The organism is Paenibacillus sp. CFBP 13594 (genome assembly GCF_014842675.1).
GTDB classification, from domain to species: domain Bacteria; phylum Bacillota; class Bacilli; order Paenibacillales; family Paenibacillaceae; genus Paenibacillus; species Paenibacillus amylolyticus_B.
The window spans coordinates 228674-245407 of the sequence record NZ_JACYVQ010000007.1; the positions used below are offsets into that span (position 1 = coordinate 228674).

The following is a 16734-nucleotide window of genomic DNA, read 5'->3' on the forward strand; positions in this document are numbered from 1 at the left end:
ATGCTGGAGTTCCTCATGCGATTGGCCCATGAACGTACTCATAGGCGTAGATGGCAAGTTCGATCGCGACCCTTTTCTCGGGGAGGATGTAGTCTTCTCCCAAAAGTGCTTCGATTTTGTCCAAACGGTGATACAGCGTCTGTCTGACGATATATAGAGCGGTGGCCGTCTCTTGCTTAGAGCAGCACAGGATCAAATATTGTTTGAGTGTGCGCAGCAACTGACCTCCTTTCTCTACATCGTAACGGATGAGCGGCCCCAGATATTCTTCAATGAAATCATCCAGACTGCCGCTTTGCTTCATACTGGCGATGATGCGGTAACAATGAAGATTACTGTAAAAGGGCTGTTGCATCACACCGATGTCCTTTTGAATTCGCAGTGTCTCCTTTGCGGATTCCAGACTATCTTTGAGACGGGAGAGGTCTGTGCAGTTATGACCGATACCGATCAAGCCTGAGAAGAGATAGTGGGTCTGTTCCTGCTCGTGCTGCTGCAGCTGTTCGATGCAGCGCCAGAGACTGCTTTTGCGCTGAGATCCAGGTAGTGGGTCGAGAATGATAAGAATGATCTGGTGATTCAGAACGGTGCTGTAGAGTGTGAAATTCTCCCGAGCGAACACGGAACGGGCAACGATGTTGCGTTGGATCAATAATTTCTGAAGTTTGAGGCTGTCTGTATATGAGGGGTTGCTGTCAAATAAGATAATCGTGGCTTTGCTCGTTGCGAGAAGGGGATTAACGGTGGATACATATTCATGGATTTCCTTCGTGGAGTGATGTCCGTTAAGCCAGTCAATGACCCACATATCTTCTTTGTAGCGGCGTTTCTCTTCCATGTATTTGGTTCGCATCCAGTCCTGGGCAATCGCGGCCGCGCACCGTTCCAGTGCCTGAATGACGAATTCATCCGATGGTTTGATCGGTATGCTTGAATCTTGATCCGTCGGCTTTTGATACATCAGCACAAGGTCGGCAAAGGTGTAGTCTAACGCCTGAACAGGCATGCTGAGTGCATGCAATGTGTTATCTGACAGCCGCATTATATTCGGAATAACTTCTCCCGCCAAATGTTCCCGCTGCAAAAACCAATCCTGCCGACGAGTCTCCAGCTGCTCTGGAGAGCGATAGGGAACGGCACTTGCTTCCCCTTCAAGTGGATATAATGCCACGGCACATCCGGTTGTTCGTGACAATAATCGAAGAAGAGGTTGTACGCCATCTCCATTCAGAAGAAGTTGGTTAAAGGAGGTGGTGAGACTATCGAGTTCCGCAATCATCCGCTGATGACTACGAATCAAGGTGAAATGCAGGTCTTGCGTAATATCAATATAACGGACTTGTTCGTGGAACCAGATCAGCGGGAAATCCGCGGCGACTGCAATTTCTTTCATCGCACCGAGTTGCGATTTGGTGTGATCCCCCAGCTCCATGCAGAGTCCGGCAGCCCCACGTGCAATTAACTGACGCAGAAAAGACAGACCATGCTGCTCACCTTCCTGCCAGCCAATGCCTGTCGTCAGCACCAATTCCCCGCCATTGAGCAAGTCCCCTACCTCAGGAACCTCCATGATATGAACCCAGCGAACATACCGCTCCAGCGCACGATCACTGGCCAAGATTTCTGCCTTACGAAACACGGGTCGTTTTAACATGTCTCTGACTTGAATATGAAGCGTTGTCTCCCCCACACAACCACCGTCCTTCCCCAATAACATGTGATCTATCTGGAGTCTGGAATCCGTCAACTTGCATAATTAATCCATATTATAATTCCATTTACAGCCGGTGGGCTAAAATCTCACGTTCATTTGTTTTAAATGACAAATAGGTCTCTTCTTTTTGTGATTTTGATTAAAAAGATGTGTTTCTATGTCAGTCTATGTGACGGATTCTCTACTCCAATGAGAGCGAGGCATATGCTCCTGAAGTAGTCGATATCTCGTTTGAATTTACATAAAAAAGCCCCTTAGCATTACATCGGAATTCAATCATTCCAATATGTGCTAAGGGGCGAGAGGTTAGAGCGTATAGTCTGTATTTAAGATGTAATCGAACCGTTACATGAGCACGATCAACTACTTCTTAATCTTCGATTCTTTTCTTTTTAAATTTCATCAGGAACTCATACACAATCGGTACGATAACCAGCGTGAGCAGCGTGGAACTGATCAGACCGCCGATTACGGTAATTCCCAATCCTTTGGAGATGATACCCGCACTCTCTTCGAGACCCGTAACCAGTGGCAACAGGGCACCGATGGTTGCGAGAGCGGTCATCAGAATTGGACGCAGACGTGTTGCACCGGCTTCCAGCAAGGCTTCACGGGTAGGCATACCCTCTTTTTCCTTGTGAATAACACGGTCGATCAACACGATGGCGTTGGTGACCACGATCCCGATAAGCATCAGTCCACCCATCATAGCGGAGACGTCAAGTGTACCCCCAGCGATGAACAGACCTACCATAATACCAATCACCGTAAATGGCAGGGAGAACAGGATGGCGAATGGTGCCAAACCGCCGCCGAACGTTACAACAAGCACGAAGTACACAATGGCGATGGCTGCCAGCATGGCGAGACCAAGCTGAGTAAAGGTATCATTAATCTGTTCAGTTGTACCGCCGAACTTCACTTCAACGCCGTCAGGCAGATCCAACTTGTCGATCTCAGCCTGTAAGCTACTTGAAGCCTTCGTTACATCCGAAGCCAGGATGTTGGCTGTCACTTGTACAACCACCTTACCATCAATTTGCATGATGGAGTTCGGGGATGTGCCTTCTTCCACTTTGGCAACATCTTTAATCGGTACTTCGATGCCAAGCGGTGAAGTGACGGTTTCATCCTCAATCTCATTAATGCTGTTGAATGTTTTATCGTCGGTCTCTACATATACTTTATACGTTTTGTTATCAATATCGACTTCCGTGAGCACAGGACGTTCGCGTGCCGGACTCAGTGCCATAGCCAGTTGGCCTGCAGTCAAGCCCAGGGAACTTAATTTCTCCTGATCTGCCACGAGCGTATACTGCCCGTAGGTGTCAGCGAGAGTCGTATCTGCTTTTTCAAAATTATCCGTATCCGCTTCAACCAGTTTCAGAATTTCGTCCGATACAGGTTTGAGTTGCTCTACATTATCGCCATAGATGGATAGGCTCAGGCCACTGCCACCCAGACCGCCGGACATGTCGAGCTCATTCCAGGTTCCTACGGTAACTTCTTTTTTCAGACCTTCTACTAGTTGTTCTTTCACTTTTGTAAAGTCTTTTGTATCTTCGTTATATTCAATATAGAAGAGGGCCGAGTTGGAACCACCGCCACCCATGCTGCTCAGTGGGTTACTTCCGCCGATGGAATATTGCATTTTCTCCAGACCCGGTTGTTTCAGCAACCACTTCTCTGCAACGAGTGCTTCTTTTTCTACATCTTCACGCAAAGCTCCTGTTTGTGGACTGTACGTAATGGTCACATATTTATCCTGTTGTTCCGGCAAGAAGCTTGCACCGATGAATGGGTACAGGAACAAACTGCCGACCAGCAGGATCACTGCAATACTGACTGTGATGAGTTTGTGTGATAGTGTCCAGTTCAGCAGGCGTTTGTAACCTTCCGCCATCTTGCCTGGTTTTTCTTCGTGATTCTGCTTGTTCTTGAGTCCTTTACGGAACAGGGAATGTGCAAGCATCGGCACGATGGTAATGGCAACGATCAGGGATGCCAGCAAGGCAAATACCATGGTCAATGCAAATGGCAGGAACAGCTCGCCCACCATACCGCTTACCAATGCCAGTGGCAGGAATACCGCAATCGTTACGATTGTGGAAGAAAGGATTGGCACAAACATCTCGCGCGTTGCTTCGCGAACCAGTTCACGACCTTTCAGTTTCTCACCTTTGAGTGTTAATCTGCGGTAGATGTTCTCGATAACCACGATGGAGTCATCGACAACCCGTCCGATGGCAACCGTCATGGCACCCAGTGTCATCATGTTCAAGGTAATATCCATTATATTGAGCGCAGTCAATGCCATGAGCAAGGAGAGCGGGATCGAGATTATGGAGATAATGGTTGAACGAATATTACGCAGGAACAGCAAGATGATCAGGATAGCAAACAAAGCACCAAAAACAGCTTTGCCCAGCATCGTGTTCACCGAGTCCTGGATCGGTTTACCTTGGTCAAGCAGTACAGTCAGATCTGCATTTTTGAACTGCTTCTGCAATTCTTCCGCTTTGTCTTTGACTGCATTCACGACATCAACCGTGTTGGCGTCATTGGATTTTACAACGGAAATACCGATGGATTCCTTGCCGTCTGTCCGGGAAATGGATTCCGCTTGACCGATGACTTCGATCTTGGCAATTTCACTTAGTGTTACAGTTGGAATACCAGGCGCATTGGCAGCACCTGTAGGGCTACCCGCACTGGCATTACCGCCAGCTGCTTGGCCTGCGGCCGGGTCTGTTCCTTGGGCAGAGCCAGGAGCGGTAGCTTGACCTGCTCCGCCAGCCGAGCCTTCACCTGTTGGTGCTCCAGATCCTTGTGGGGCTGCACCTGAACCATTGCCTGCAGAAGCGCCGGCACCGCCGGGTACAACTGGAATGGCAAGGTTTTTCAGATCATCGATGTTGACGATGTTGCCATCTACGACAACGGCTTTCTGGGATTTATCCAGTTCGAACAGTCCCAGGGGAACACGAATGGATGAACCTTGAACGATGCCGTTTACCGTATCTTCCGTTAGGCCCAGCTCGGCCATTTTGGCTTGATCAAACTTCAATTGAACTTCTTTTACATATTGACCGGAAACCTGAACCTGAGCTACACCGTCAATGTCTTCGAGTGCAGGCTGAATATCCGATTCAACCAGTCGTGTCAATTGTTCCAGGTCACCACCGTCCTTGTCGGACAGGCTTAGAGATACAACCGGGAAAGAGTTAATGCTGAACTTGGAAATGGTCGGCTTCTGTACGCTGTCAGGCAGTTGTACTTCATTGAGTGCCTCACGAACGGTTGCCGTCGCGTTGGTCAGATCTGTTCCATAATCAAATTCGAGTGTGATGGATGCTGCATTCTCCATGGAAGTGGAGGTAACCGTCTTAACGCCATCAACATTCCGCAGTTTTACTTCCAGCGGCTTCGTGACATCTTCAACAATTCCCTCCGGTGCAGCCCCCGGATCAATGGCAGTGACATTCAGAAACGGTACGTTGATGTTCGGAATGGTCTCTTGCTTCATCGTCAATCCGCTGTACAAACCTGCGAAAGAGATGATGATTGTCAGAATCCAGATCGCAAACTTGTTGTTCAGGGAAAAATTAATAATACCTTTCATACGATGGTTTCTTCTCCTCTCTGTTTCTCCTGTTTATGTGTGTGACGAGTCAGCAGGGATGAACCGGCTATACATGGCATCCAAAATATGCTGAAGCTCGGAATGCAAGGGTTGAATGGCAGTTACGTTCTCCAGATTGTGCATCATGCCTAGAATAATGGCACGCCGCGGCGTGAATTCCATCATCTCCTGTCTGAGAATGGCAATGGTTTCAAGTGCATCATTCTTCGGTTGCCCTGCGGGCAAATCGGAGACGGCGATATCCTGCATTTGTTTGATGATATGGATAGGATGTCGCATCACCGTGGAATCTGGTTGGGCCTCTGTAATCCAGGCAGGCCATTCCTCCAGAGGAATCAAAGGCTCAGGTCGCTGGTTAAGAAATCCATGTGTGGCATAGTCCATCATTTGCAGCAAGTTTGTTGCCATTTTGGTAACAGTGAGAGATGGCATCTCTGTAAACCAGATTTTTACATAGGAGAGGAACAGTCCGTGTGTCAACAAAATAAGATCAATCGTATATGGTTCAATCTCCCGTCCATACTGCTCTTCCAGCTTATCCTTAAACCAATGTAAGGTACGGATCTCCAGATCTCTTTGCTGTGGATGGCACTGTTCCTTGCGTTGCTGTTCATCATCCATCATCATGCTTCGCAATTGTACCCGCAAAAATTCCTTGAATTCGGCTACATGAATGAGCAGTGTTTCGATCTGCTTGTGCAGGCGTTCTCGCGAGGAGAGGCTGGTTTCATGCTCAATCTGCGTCATCTCGTCCATTAGTGTGTACATGCAGTACTCCAGGGTACTGGCTTCTAATTCCTCTTTGGATTTGAACATGATATAAAGGCTGCCTTTGGACATCCCGCATAGTTCGGCAATCTCTTGCATGGATGTTGCAGCACTGCCTTTGGATGAGAATAACTTGAGTGCTGTAGTAATGATGAGCTTTTTCTTCTCATTCATCTCATGTATAGGGTTCATTAACGATGCATTCACCTCATCAGGGAACTTGTGAGTTCTTGAATTGACTTTAAGGTCAAACCAAGTATAAACGATCTGGTTGAAGGAATTCAAATGGGAGTAAATTGGAAAACTAATATGGAGGAAAGAGGACGATCAAAGGGAAAAACAACAACATGTAACAAAGTGTAGCCTGTATGTACGATAGGGTGTTGCTATCAAGAACGTTTAAGTTAGGCTCCTCCAGTGAAGGCGTACAAGGCGAGTATGATAATGGCGACTAGCGCGAGGAGATAGAAGATGGCCATGCCGATCAGCAGGGCATACCCTGTATAAGAGCCCATGCGTGCCAATAATTTTCTCATGATTACAACATCCTTTCTTACGTGGCAGAGTATAAAGAGGTTCCCTATCTATATCATATCCCAAAAAAGACGACTTCCTGATCGAAGTCGTCTTTTTTATTTTACTAAATTTAATAGATATCCTAATGGAAGCTAAGAAGTACACGATACCGGAGATTGCAGAACCGACTTGAAGAAACGAAGTGTTCGCCTTAAAGCTTTCTGTAAGAAAGCTTCTTCGGAAGCATATGCTATCACCGGATTTATCCCTCTTCAAAGGGAATCAAAGAAATCTGGGGATAACAGCGATCAGAAAGTGGTACTGGAATCGGAGTTATAAAGTGTAATTCAGTTGTTCCATTATGTGATCAGTTTCAAACCAACGGCTGCCACCAAAATCATCGCGATAAACAGGAGACGCTTCGCTTCTTTCCGTTCACCGAACAGGAACATGCCTGTAAGCGTACTGCCGACCGTCCCGATCCCCGTCCACACGGCATACGCTGTGCCCATCGGGATGGACGTCATGGCGTAGGACAGCAGCGAGAAGCTGAACACAAATGATACCAGCATCAGTACGATATATGGCCATCCTTTCTTGGTGGAAGCACCATTAATACCGATTACGCCGAAAATTTCACATATCCCTGCACCTACAATTGCCATCCAAGCCATTATACTGCACCTCCTTTGGCTTCTTGCTGATCCGTAACCAGCTTCAGTCCGATTACGCCGCAGAGCAGCAGCCCGATGAGCAATACTTTGGCCAACCGGAACGGCTCACCGAACAGTACCATCTCCGTAAGGACGGTGCCCGCCGTACCAATTCCCGTAAAGACGGCATACACCGTACCCACAGGCAGCCTTTTGGAAGCGGCAATGATCAGTCCAAAGCTGATCACGATGGCAATCCCCGTCAAAGTCCACTCCCAGGCATTCGAGGCATGTTTCAGCCCGCTTACCCAGACAATCTCAATAATTCCACCAATAAATACATATAACCAGTTGCGGTTCATGTTGTTAAATCTCCTTCCGGCACAACGCTTTGTGCCTCTTCGTTCAAATGATGAATGCCATGCCAAAAGACAGGCCAGGATGCTTCCAACCGTCTCTTGTACCGACGGGAACTTCCATAGATAATCTCCACGGTAATCCCGTCGAGGAACGTCATAAATGCAATGGCTGCCTGTTCCGCAGGAATGGGCGGAATATCTCCATGACGCATTGCCCGTTGCAGCAAACGAGTCAGCGCACGTTCCATACCATCGATAAACGGATACACTTGATCCATCACTTCGCCATACAGAGAAAGGGGTGGGTAGAAACAATTGCGCAGCATCAAGCGGGCTGACGCATGGGCATTGTATTCTTGTTCGAACCAGATCAGCAAGCCCTTCAGCCTCTGCTCCAATGGCAGATCCTCATGATCACGGAAATATTCGAGTGTGTGCCGTGTTACTTCGTGAAAAGCAAACGATAGCGTGTGTAAAAACAAGTCATCCTTGCAGCTGAAATGTGCATATATGGACGGTTTTTTAATCCCGACTTCATCAGCAATAGCTCTCAGAGAAGCCCCCTCATAGCCATCTCTGGCAAAATGGAACAGGGCTGCATCCCGAATGGATTGTGCAGTCATCAGATCACCTTCCTAACGGTCGTTAGGTAATTATATTTTCACACTTCACATCCCCTGTCAAGATGAAAATATCCGCCTGCACAGTAGAGTACAGGCGGATATAACAGGTATGAATGTGGTTTTTGATCAAAAGGTTGTAAAACCCAGAATCAGTTGCAACTTATATAGGATACCTTTCAAAAACGTAGTCTTCTCCTGGAACTCATCCAGGTCTAACGTGAATTCGGCATCATTATTATTCCAAATACGCTCGAAATAATTCGCGATATCAAGCGTGAACTTATTGTCTGGAGGAGCAGCAATCCATAAATCATTTTCCAGATTGTAGTCATTCAGGTTTCGAGGTGTGAAGTTGGTTGAACCCCCGAGGACAATATGATCACCAGTTGCTTTGGCAAGATAGATCATCTTGGTGTGGTATTGCTCCTTGGTGGTGTTATACCAGCGGATCTGAATTTTACCGTCGGATTTATCATGCAATTCAGCAGCGACAGGGCGGTTCGGAATACCGATCTTTTCCTGACCAAAGGCATTTTCATTTGGATCCAGTACAAGCCGGATCTCGGTTCCTCGTTTTGCCGCTTCCAGCAGGGCTTCCAACACTTTCGGAGAGGCCACATAGAACATGCCCATCCATAAGGTGTCACCTTTGCCAGCTTGATTGATCTCATGGAGTACGGCGTCATTAACCTTGCCTTCAGTTAAATAGCGAATTCGTAGGTCTCCCGTGTTTGAATCCGTGGAAGGGTCCGTGTAGGTTGGAACCTGGCCTCCGCCTGAGATATCCAGTACAGCTTGCTCTGACTGAAGAATATCGCCAATGATTGGACCTGTTACTTCAAATGCAATATTCGAGTGGTAGGCACTCGCATCATGGATATTGCCAGAAGAGACAATCGCCGTCTTCTCACTAACCACAACTTTGCGATGATTGGCCTTCACATTGAGCAGCTTGAGATAGGAACGCACAGTGACATCCGGACCATCCGTGGCCATCAGGTTTTTGATCCAGCCATCTCCAGATTGCCCAAACCATTGGAAGAAGGTCCGCCAGACCGCAGAGTATACTGGAGTTGAATCACGCAAAGGGTCCACATCCGTGATTACCACATGAATGCCTGCTTGTTTCATTTGTTCCAGCAACGGATTAGGTGCTGAGTTATAGTTGGTATTTACTTCATCAGTAATAAACCAGATGTCCATATCAGGATGCTGATTTTTTTTGGCGACCAGCGCTTCGGTGAATTCAGTACTCACGGGAGGAAAGTTCTGTCCCTTATGCTGATAATTATTGAACAGGAACATATCCACCAGGACAAATTGCTCTGCTTCCTCCACAATTTGCATCATGCGCTGGAAAATCTGCTGTTCGTGCTGCATCTGTCCGTCGGAGGAAGGATAAGTGAGGTCATGCAGGAACTCGACTTGATCCACCCGATACTCCGGACTTTCGTAGGAAATGCCCGCTGGTAATGGTTTGTAGGTTTGATAGAGCATGACGGCGATGAGCCATAGGACCAATAGGACGATTCCTGTTCGTATGTATGGAAATTTGCCGCGTGAAGACTTGCGGTCTGATGTATGGCGGCGTAATGAGACCAACGGTGGACTCCCCCTTCTATACTTGCTGACTTCTATTACCACACGGATGATAACGTTGACGCAGGAGAACCCGCTAGCATAACGAATGTAGCGGTAAAATGCATATGGCAAAATTGGCAGGATGCAATCGACAGGTGTCTGAGCGTTGTGTATAATGAGTGTATTATTTTTGTAGAATGTTAGGGTTTTCATATGCCTGACAAGGACGGGGAACCAATGATATAACCTGTGAAATCTGGACATTTAGGAAAGAAAGTGGGTAATAAGGTGTATTCCATCAAACAAGTCGCTGCCATGCTCGGTATCCCGACGGTGACGCTCCGGGCTTGGGAGAATCGGTATAGTGCGGTCACCCCTGAGCGGACGGAATCGGGTTATCGAATGTATACCGAAGAGAATGTTGCGGATCTGCGCTGGTTGAAAGAACAGGTTGAGCTACATCAGACCAATATTTCGGAAGCGGTACGGATGCTGAAAGTAAACAAATTAAATCCGCCCGAAGCTATACCCACGCCGATCATGGCTCCGGTGCCTACGATGGAAGAAGCCTACGCACGCATGGCAGATCAGATCTATGACTCGCTCTACAACTTTCAGGGTGAACGTGCCAATGGTCTGATTGATTTTGGTTTCACCATGTATGGATATGACTCGATGTTCTATCATGTGCTGGTGCCCATACTGGTTCGGGTTGGAGATGCATGGGAGCAAGGCAGGGCTTCGGTGGCTCAGGAACATTTCATGACACAGCTGATATCACAGCGGTTTTATCAGTTTTTCCATCTGTTCCCGATCTATCCGCATCTGCCCAAAGTTCTGGCGTTGTGTCCGGAAGGGGAGCACCATCAGGTTGGATTACTGCTGTTCTCTCTTTTTATGCGTAAAAATGGAGCGGAAGTACTGTATCTCGGTGCGAACACGCCAGAAGAAGGCATCTTCCCGATTATTCGGGAGCAAAAGATCAAGTTGGTCTGCCTTTCGATCACAAGTCCAGGGCTTCTTGAACGGTGTGATCAGCTTATAGAGCGAATTAAAAACGAGTTTCCACATATTCGCTTTGTACTTGGTGGAAAGGGCTATGAGCGTGCAGAACATGCTCGTTACCCGGAATGGATTATGCCAGAGGATTCAGCGGATTGGCAGTCATGGATAGAACGTGAGTATCTCGCAAATCGACCACCTGGTGCGAGGTTTGGACAGGCGAATAATTAAACATATCTTATTATTCAATGAATAAGCTAGTGTATACAGGACATCCTTTGACGAAAGTGATCAAGGGATGTTTTTTTTGCGTTTATGAATGGAGTATTCACGTGTTTTGACCGACGGGTCATTTTTTGGTTTACAAGGTCGTATAATATTTGTATTATATTTGTATAATGTTTTTGCTGGTTACCGCTTAAAGTGTTCTTGGGCGGTTTAATAATAGGCTAGGGGCTAGAGAACTATAGGAATTCCCTACATAGAGAGGTGAGTGGCATGATACCGAATCAACAACGCAAACGTGCAGCTGTGATTGGCGCGGGTCCGGGTGGACTTGCAGCAGCGATGTTATTGTCCGGTCAGGGGTACGAAGTAGATGTGTATGAGAAACAGCCGGTCATCGGGGGGCGTTCTGCCAGATTGGAACTGGGCGAGTATCGATTCGACCGGGGGGCAACATTTTTGATGATGCCTCAGCTGATTGAAGAGATGTTCGACGTCGTGGGACGCAAGTTATCCGATTATGTGCATATGAAAGAACTAACCCCGCTGTACGCACTGAACTTTGGTGATACGGTGTTCACACCTTCTCGTAATCGGGAAGATACAGCTGCACAGATTAAGGAATTGTTTCCGGGCAATGAAGACAATTACCTTCGGTTCATGCAAGAAGAGGAAGTGAAGTTTGGCAAAGTCATGCCTTTGCTGCGCCGTCCGTTTGGCAAGCTGACTGACTATCTACGCAAAGACGCGGTAACTGCTCTACCTAAGCTTGATGTCCACAACACCGTCTATGGGATCTTGTCCCGCTATTTTACAGATGAGCGTCTACGCTGGGCATTTACATTCCAATCCAAATATCTTGGTATGTCTGCCTGGGATTGTCCGGGCACCTTTACCATATTATCGTTTATTGAGCATCACTACGGATTGTTCCACCCCATTGGTGGCGTGAATCGGATCTTCCAAGCCATGGCTGATGTCGTGGAAGAATACGGAGGACGCATACATACTTCCACCCCGGTGAAACAGGTCATCGTTCGCAATGGTCGTGCAGAAGGTGTGTTGCTTGAGAACGGTGAACGCATCGACGCGGACCATGTGGTGGTGAACGCTGACTTTGCACATGCGGTGAACCATCTGTTCGAACCGGGCGTACTTAAGAAATATACCCCGGAGAAAATGAAACGCAAAAAGTACTCCTGCTCGACAGCGATGCTGTATCTGGGTGTGGATGGTGGAGTGGATCTGCCGCATCACTCGATCTATTTTCCCGAGGACTACCGGTTAAACGTGGATGAGATCACAAAGCACAAAATGTTATCAGCCGATCCATCTCTATATATTCATAACCCTTCCAGACTCGATTCGACGCTGGCACCGGAAGGGAAATCCGCTTTATATGTTCTCATGCCTACGCCTAATCTTACCGCAGGCATCGATTGGGAAGCAGAACGTGAAAATGTGCAAGAGGCCATGTTGAAGCGCATGGAAGGTATTCCTGAGCTGGCAGATATTCGCAGCCGGATCGAAGAATGTATGCTGTTCACTCCACTCGATTGGGAGAATGAACTGGATGTGTACCGCGGAGCAACGTTTAACATGGCGCATAATCTGGGTCAGATGATGTACCTGCGTCCCCATAACCAGTTTGAAGAGTTGAAAAGTGTATGGCTGGTAGGCGGCGGAACACATCCGGGCAGCGGGTTGCCCACGATCTTCGAATCGGCACGGATCAGTGTCAGACTGATTCAGGAAGAGGACGCGCGTACAAGCTCCAAACGATCCTCGTATGTGAAGACGGCAGAAGCCAGAGGGCATTCATGAAGCGGGCCGCTATTGTAGGCGCAGGGATTGGCGGACTTACTTCGGCGCTGTTGTTGAACCGTCAAGGTTGGGATGTCACTGTCTATGAACGGGGTTCTCGCGTTGGCGGACGCATTGGATATGAGCAGGAAGGGGAATACCGGATCGATCAAGGGCCGACGATTGTGCTATTGCCTGAGATGTTGCTTGGCATACTGGAGGAGGCAGGCGTAGATCGTTCGAAGATTGAACTGCTTCGCTGTGATCCGTTATACAGAGTGCATTACCATAGTGGTCGTGTCATGACCAAGATGACGTCACGTGAAGAGCAGACGGCGGAGATTGAACGTTTATTCCCGGGAGAGAGCCGGGGATTCACACGATTCATGAAAGATATGGACACGTTATTTCCAGCAGGCCGGGCAGCGTTTCTGGAAAGGGCTTTTCCGCGCAAAAGGGATTTCTTCACCCCTTCGCTCATGTCCCTCATGGGCAGATTGCGTGCACACAAAAGTGTTCGGAAAGCGGTAGGCGATTATTTTGAGCATGAGGAATTGCTTGATGCATACTCTCTGCAAAGTCTATACATCGGTGGATCACCGTTTGGAACGCCAGGTATCTATTCCCTTTTGCCTTACGCAGAGCATGAATATGGTATCTGGATGGTGAAGGGCGGGTATGCAGCATTACCGGCCATTCTGGAACAGGAACTGATCTCACGTGGTGGACGTGTTGTGCTGAATGCGGAAGTTACCGGGCTCACGATTAAAAACGGTGTATGTGAAGGTATAGAAACGGTAGCAGGCGCAGAAAATGTGGATGCAGTTATCTACAATGGCGATTTCCCCCATCTTTCGGGTTTGCTTGGTCAAGCACCAGAGGTAGCGCGTAAAAGAAAGCCATATCTCCCCTCTTCCGGATGTGTATTGCTCTATGTGGGCGTGGACAAAACCTGGGAAGATGCAACGACGCACCAGTTCTTCCTGCCACCGAGTCTGGAAGGTAGTTTACAGGAAGTCTTCAATCAGCGACGCATTCCGGCAAAGTCCTCATTTTACGTATTTAATCCGGTCGCATTGGATGAGACAGCAGCGCCTTCAGGACAGAGTGTATTGTATTTCCTCATTCCCGTGCCCGATGCCGAAGGTGTCGACTGGGATCAGGAGAGCGAAGCATTGGCAGAACGTGTATTGGAAGAAGCGGAGCAACGTGGATTCCCGGGACTTCGTGCAGCGATCAGGTGGAAAAAGGTGCGTACACCCGCTGACGCAGAGCGAGACGGGCTATATGGAGGCGGAAGCTTCGGTATTGCGCCAGTGTTGTTCCAGTCCGGTGTATACCGACCACAACCCAAACCATTCCCTAATATCAAGGGGTTATATGCCGCAGGAGCATCTGTACATCCTGGAGGGGGAGTGCCGATTGTGATGCAGAGTGCACGTATGGCCGTCAATCAACTCACGAAGGAGATGGGAACATGAATGAAGCGATTTTGAGCAGGTGTGAAGAGTTGATGCAAAAGGGTTCTTCCTCTTTTTATCAGGCCTTTAGAGGGCTGCCAAGTCCACGTCGGGAAGCGGTATATGTCATTTATGCCTTCTGCCGCATGATTGATGACAGTGTAGACGAGCCGGAGCATTCGCCCTATACAATTCACGAAATCCATGATTTATTTGGTCAGTTGGACGACGCGGAAGGACATTTTATCTGGCCAGCACTGAGATGGTTGTTCAGCAGTTTTCCTCATCTGGATAAGAGGCCATTCTTCCGCCAGATGGAAGGGCAGCTCACGGATCTTAAAGTAACGCATTATACAACGATGAAGGAACTGGAGCATTATTGTTATCTGGTGGCCGGAACCGTAGGCGAGATGTTGTTGCCTGTATTGCGGGATGATAACGGCGCAGAAGTAGCCGTGAACGGGATTGCTTTGGGTAAAGGGATGCAGATCGTCAATATTATTCGGGATGTTGGTGAAGATCGGGCCAGAGTGCGCCGGTATGTTCCGCTGGAGATCATGGAGAAGCATGGTTACACCGAACAGGACTTTGAAGACGGAATCGTGGACGAACGCTTTATTGCCATTGTTCATGAATTAAAAGCGGCAGCATTGAACTGGTTCCGTATTGGCATGGATCGTCTGGATACGTACCCAACGGAAAGTGCGTTTTCGATTGAGCTGGCAGCAGCCTTTTACTCCACCATTCTACACGCGGTTGAGCGCAACGACTATGACGTATATACCAAACGGGCATATGTTAGTGATGAATTGAAACTGGAGATGCTGGGTGCGATTGTGAAACGTTACCCGATGCTGGCCTATCAAGCCTCCCGAACGGCGGTATCCTAATGATCCAGTGGCTTTACTGGGCTTGGTATGTCATTGGAGCAACCTTGATGCTGACGATCGGCGTGCCGGATGTGTTGTCCTTTTCAAATGGATTATTTCTAATCTTCTACGCATTGTATGTGCTGGATCTGATCTACCAGGGGCGCAATCGGACAGGTCTGTCCGACCAGTCAGTCATCTGGTTGAAACCCGGGCTGTGGATCGCTTCCGTGATCATCTGGTTGGGTGGTATGGGCGTGGAGTGGGTAGGGGTGCATACGCATTGGCCCTTTGGTGAGTATGCTTACTCTGACTTTTTCGGGATTCATCTGTTCAGTGTGCCTGTTACGCTGGGTTTCGCCTGGATCGCAGTGGTGGGTAACTCGGCGCTGTTAAGTGGCGGGGGTTCAACCTGGACTGGAAAACTGCTTCGAGCCGTGAAGACCGGGTTCTGGGCGGTGGTTCTTGATCTGGTACTCGATCCTGTCGCGCATGCAAGAGGATTCTGGGAGTGGCAGGCTCCAGGTGGATTCTACGGGGTCCCGTGGACCAATTACATAAGCTGGTTTATCATGGGCGCATTCCTGTCCCTGTTCCTTCCGGCCATGCCTGGTGACCGTAGCTCATTACTGCGTGCAAAATGGTTGTATCAGCTCTTTATTCTTCTATTCGGCCTACTCGCCCTGAAGGAAGGAATTACAGGCAGCTTTATCATCGCCATTGCAGGAGTGCTTCTTGCGGAAGGGAGCTGGCTGTATGATTCGCGCCGTAAAATCAAAACCGTTTAACCATATTTTTGCCTTATACAGTCACTATTATCTGCTGCGTCGGCGCTTCCGCTCCTTCACGCTCACGGGGTCACTGGACCCGCAGGTGGACATCAGGGACAACTCCCCGATTGATCCGACTCGTCCGGTGATCTATTTCATGAATCACAGCTCCTGGTGGGATGGTCTGCTGCTCTATCATGCGGCCAGGCAGACATCGCGGGGTGATCATTATGTGATGATGGAGGAGCAACAGCTTCAGCAATATGTTTTTTTCCGTAAATTGGGTGCGTATTCGATCAATAAAGAGAGTGCGTCCGGTATTCGGACTTCTCTACAGTACACCAGTGAGCTGTTGAATTCGGGCAAAAGGGTCTGGATTTTTCCGCAAGGAGAAATATTGCATCAGGAGGCCAGACCGATTCAGTTCCGTCCAGGCATCGGACTATTGCTTCGTCGCTCTCCGAATGCCATTGCCGTACCGGTAACCTTGTGCCATGGGATGGTTCAGCATGATCTACCGGAAATCTCGATGCAGGTAGGCCCGCCTGTGATGGAAGACTGGAAGGCATGGAAGAGTGAAGAGATTGCCACCAGACTTGGTCATGTGCTGGAACGGCAGTTAGACAATCACAGATCAGAGCTTGTACGGCTGGGGCAGGGAAGTTTGCCAGATGCGCTTCCGCTGATTCGTCATGGACGTTCGACAAGTGAAAAATACGATGCCACGCGAAAGCGGGTGAACCGTTAG

13 protein-coding genes are annotated in these 16734 nt (G+C 48.4%); 6 read left to right on the forward strand and 7 right to left on the reverse strand.

The window, feature by feature from the left end; translation table 11 throughout:
- Positions 1 to 13 precede the first annotated feature (13 nt).
- The 7 genes from IFU39_RS22580 to IFU39_RS22610 all read right to left on the reverse strand — a co-directional run bounded on the left by IFU39_RS22580 (position 14) and on the right by IFU39_RS22610 (position 9878).
- Complete coding sequence (locus IFU39_RS22580; protein ID WP_192134954.1) at positions 14 to 1717, reverse strand: PucR family transcriptional regulator; 1704 nt, start codon at positions 1715 to 1717, stop codon at positions 14 to 16.
- Positions 1718 to 2084: 367 nt separating this feature from the next.
- A complete protein-coding gene (locus tag IFU39_RS22585) occupies positions 2085 to 5336 on the reverse strand; it encodes an efflux RND transporter permease subunit (RefSeq protein ID WP_192134956.1) in 3252 nt (1083 codons plus the stop codon).
- Positions 5337 to 5369: 33 nt separating this feature from the next.
- A complete protein-coding gene (locus IFU39_RS22590; protein WP_206759583.1) occupies positions 5370 to 6317 on the reverse strand; it encodes a TetR/AcrR family transcriptional regulator in 948 nt (315 codons plus the stop codon).
- Between the two features lie 683 nt (positions 6318 to 7000).
- Positions 7001 to 7315: a DMT family transporter gene (locus IFU39_RS22595; RefSeq protein ID WP_091012904.1), complete on the reverse strand. Its 315-nt coding sequence runs from the start codon at positions 7313 to 7315 to the stop codon at positions 7001 to 7003.
- A complete protein-coding gene (locus IFU39_RS22600; protein ID WP_017691902.1) occupies positions 7315 to 7656 on the reverse strand; it encodes a DMT family transporter in 342 nt (113 codons plus the stop codon). Before IFU39_RS22600 ends, IFU39_RS22595 begins: the two co-directional genes overlap by 1 nt.
- Complete coding sequence (locus IFU39_RS22605; RefSeq protein WP_091012907.1) at positions 7653 to 8276, reverse strand: TetR/AcrR family transcriptional regulator; 624 nt, start codon at positions 8274 to 8276, stop codon at positions 7653 to 7655. Before IFU39_RS22605 ends, IFU39_RS22600 begins: the two co-directional genes overlap by 4 nt.
- A 126-nt stretch (positions 8277 to 8402) precedes the next feature.
- Positions 8403 to 9878 (reverse strand): phospholipase D family protein, encoded by a 1476-nt coding sequence (locus IFU39_RS22610; protein ID WP_192134960.1) that lies wholly within the window; start codon positions 9876 to 9878, stop codon positions 8403 to 8405.
- 228 nt (positions 9879 to 10106) lie between these two features.
- On the opposite strand from IFU39_RS22610, the gene IFU39_RS33445 reads away from it, so the two are divergent.
- From IFU39_RS33445 to IFU39_RS22640, 6 genes are all read left to right on the forward strand, one after another.
- Entirely contained in the window at positions 10107 to 11090 is a 984-nt protein-coding gene (locus IFU39_RS33445; RefSeq protein WP_341074053.1) for a MerR family transcriptional regulator, read from the forward strand.
- A 267-nt stretch (positions 11091 to 11357) separates the two neighbouring features.
- Positions 11358 to 12908, forward strand: coding sequence for a phytoene desaturase family protein (locus IFU39_RS22620; protein ID WP_192134962.1), 1551 nt, complete (start codon positions 11358 to 11360; stop codon positions 12906 to 12908).
- Entirely contained in the window at positions 12905 to 14368 is a 1464-nt protein-coding gene (locus tag IFU39_RS22625; protein WP_192134964.1) for a phytoene desaturase family protein, read from the forward strand. Before IFU39_RS22620 ends, IFU39_RS22625 begins: the two co-directional genes overlap by 4 nt.
- Positions 14365 to 15237 carry a phytoene/squalene synthase family protein gene (locus tag IFU39_RS22630; protein WP_192134967.1) on the forward strand — a complete coding sequence of 291 codons (873 nt, stop codon included), beginning with the start codon at positions 14365 to 14367 and terminating at the stop codon, positions 15235 to 15237. The genes IFU39_RS22625 and IFU39_RS22630 overlap by 4 nt, the downstream gene beginning before the upstream one ends.
- Entirely contained in the window at positions 15237 to 16004 is a 768-nt protein-coding gene (locus IFU39_RS22635; protein WP_091012919.1) for a carotenoid biosynthesis protein, read from the forward strand. Before IFU39_RS22630 ends, IFU39_RS22635 begins: the two co-directional genes overlap by 1 nt.
- Entirely contained in the window at positions 15973 to 16734 is a 762-nt protein-coding gene (locus IFU39_RS22640; RefSeq protein WP_192134969.1) for a lysophospholipid acyltransferase family protein, read from the forward strand. Before IFU39_RS22635 ends, IFU39_RS22640 begins: the two co-directional genes overlap by 32 nt.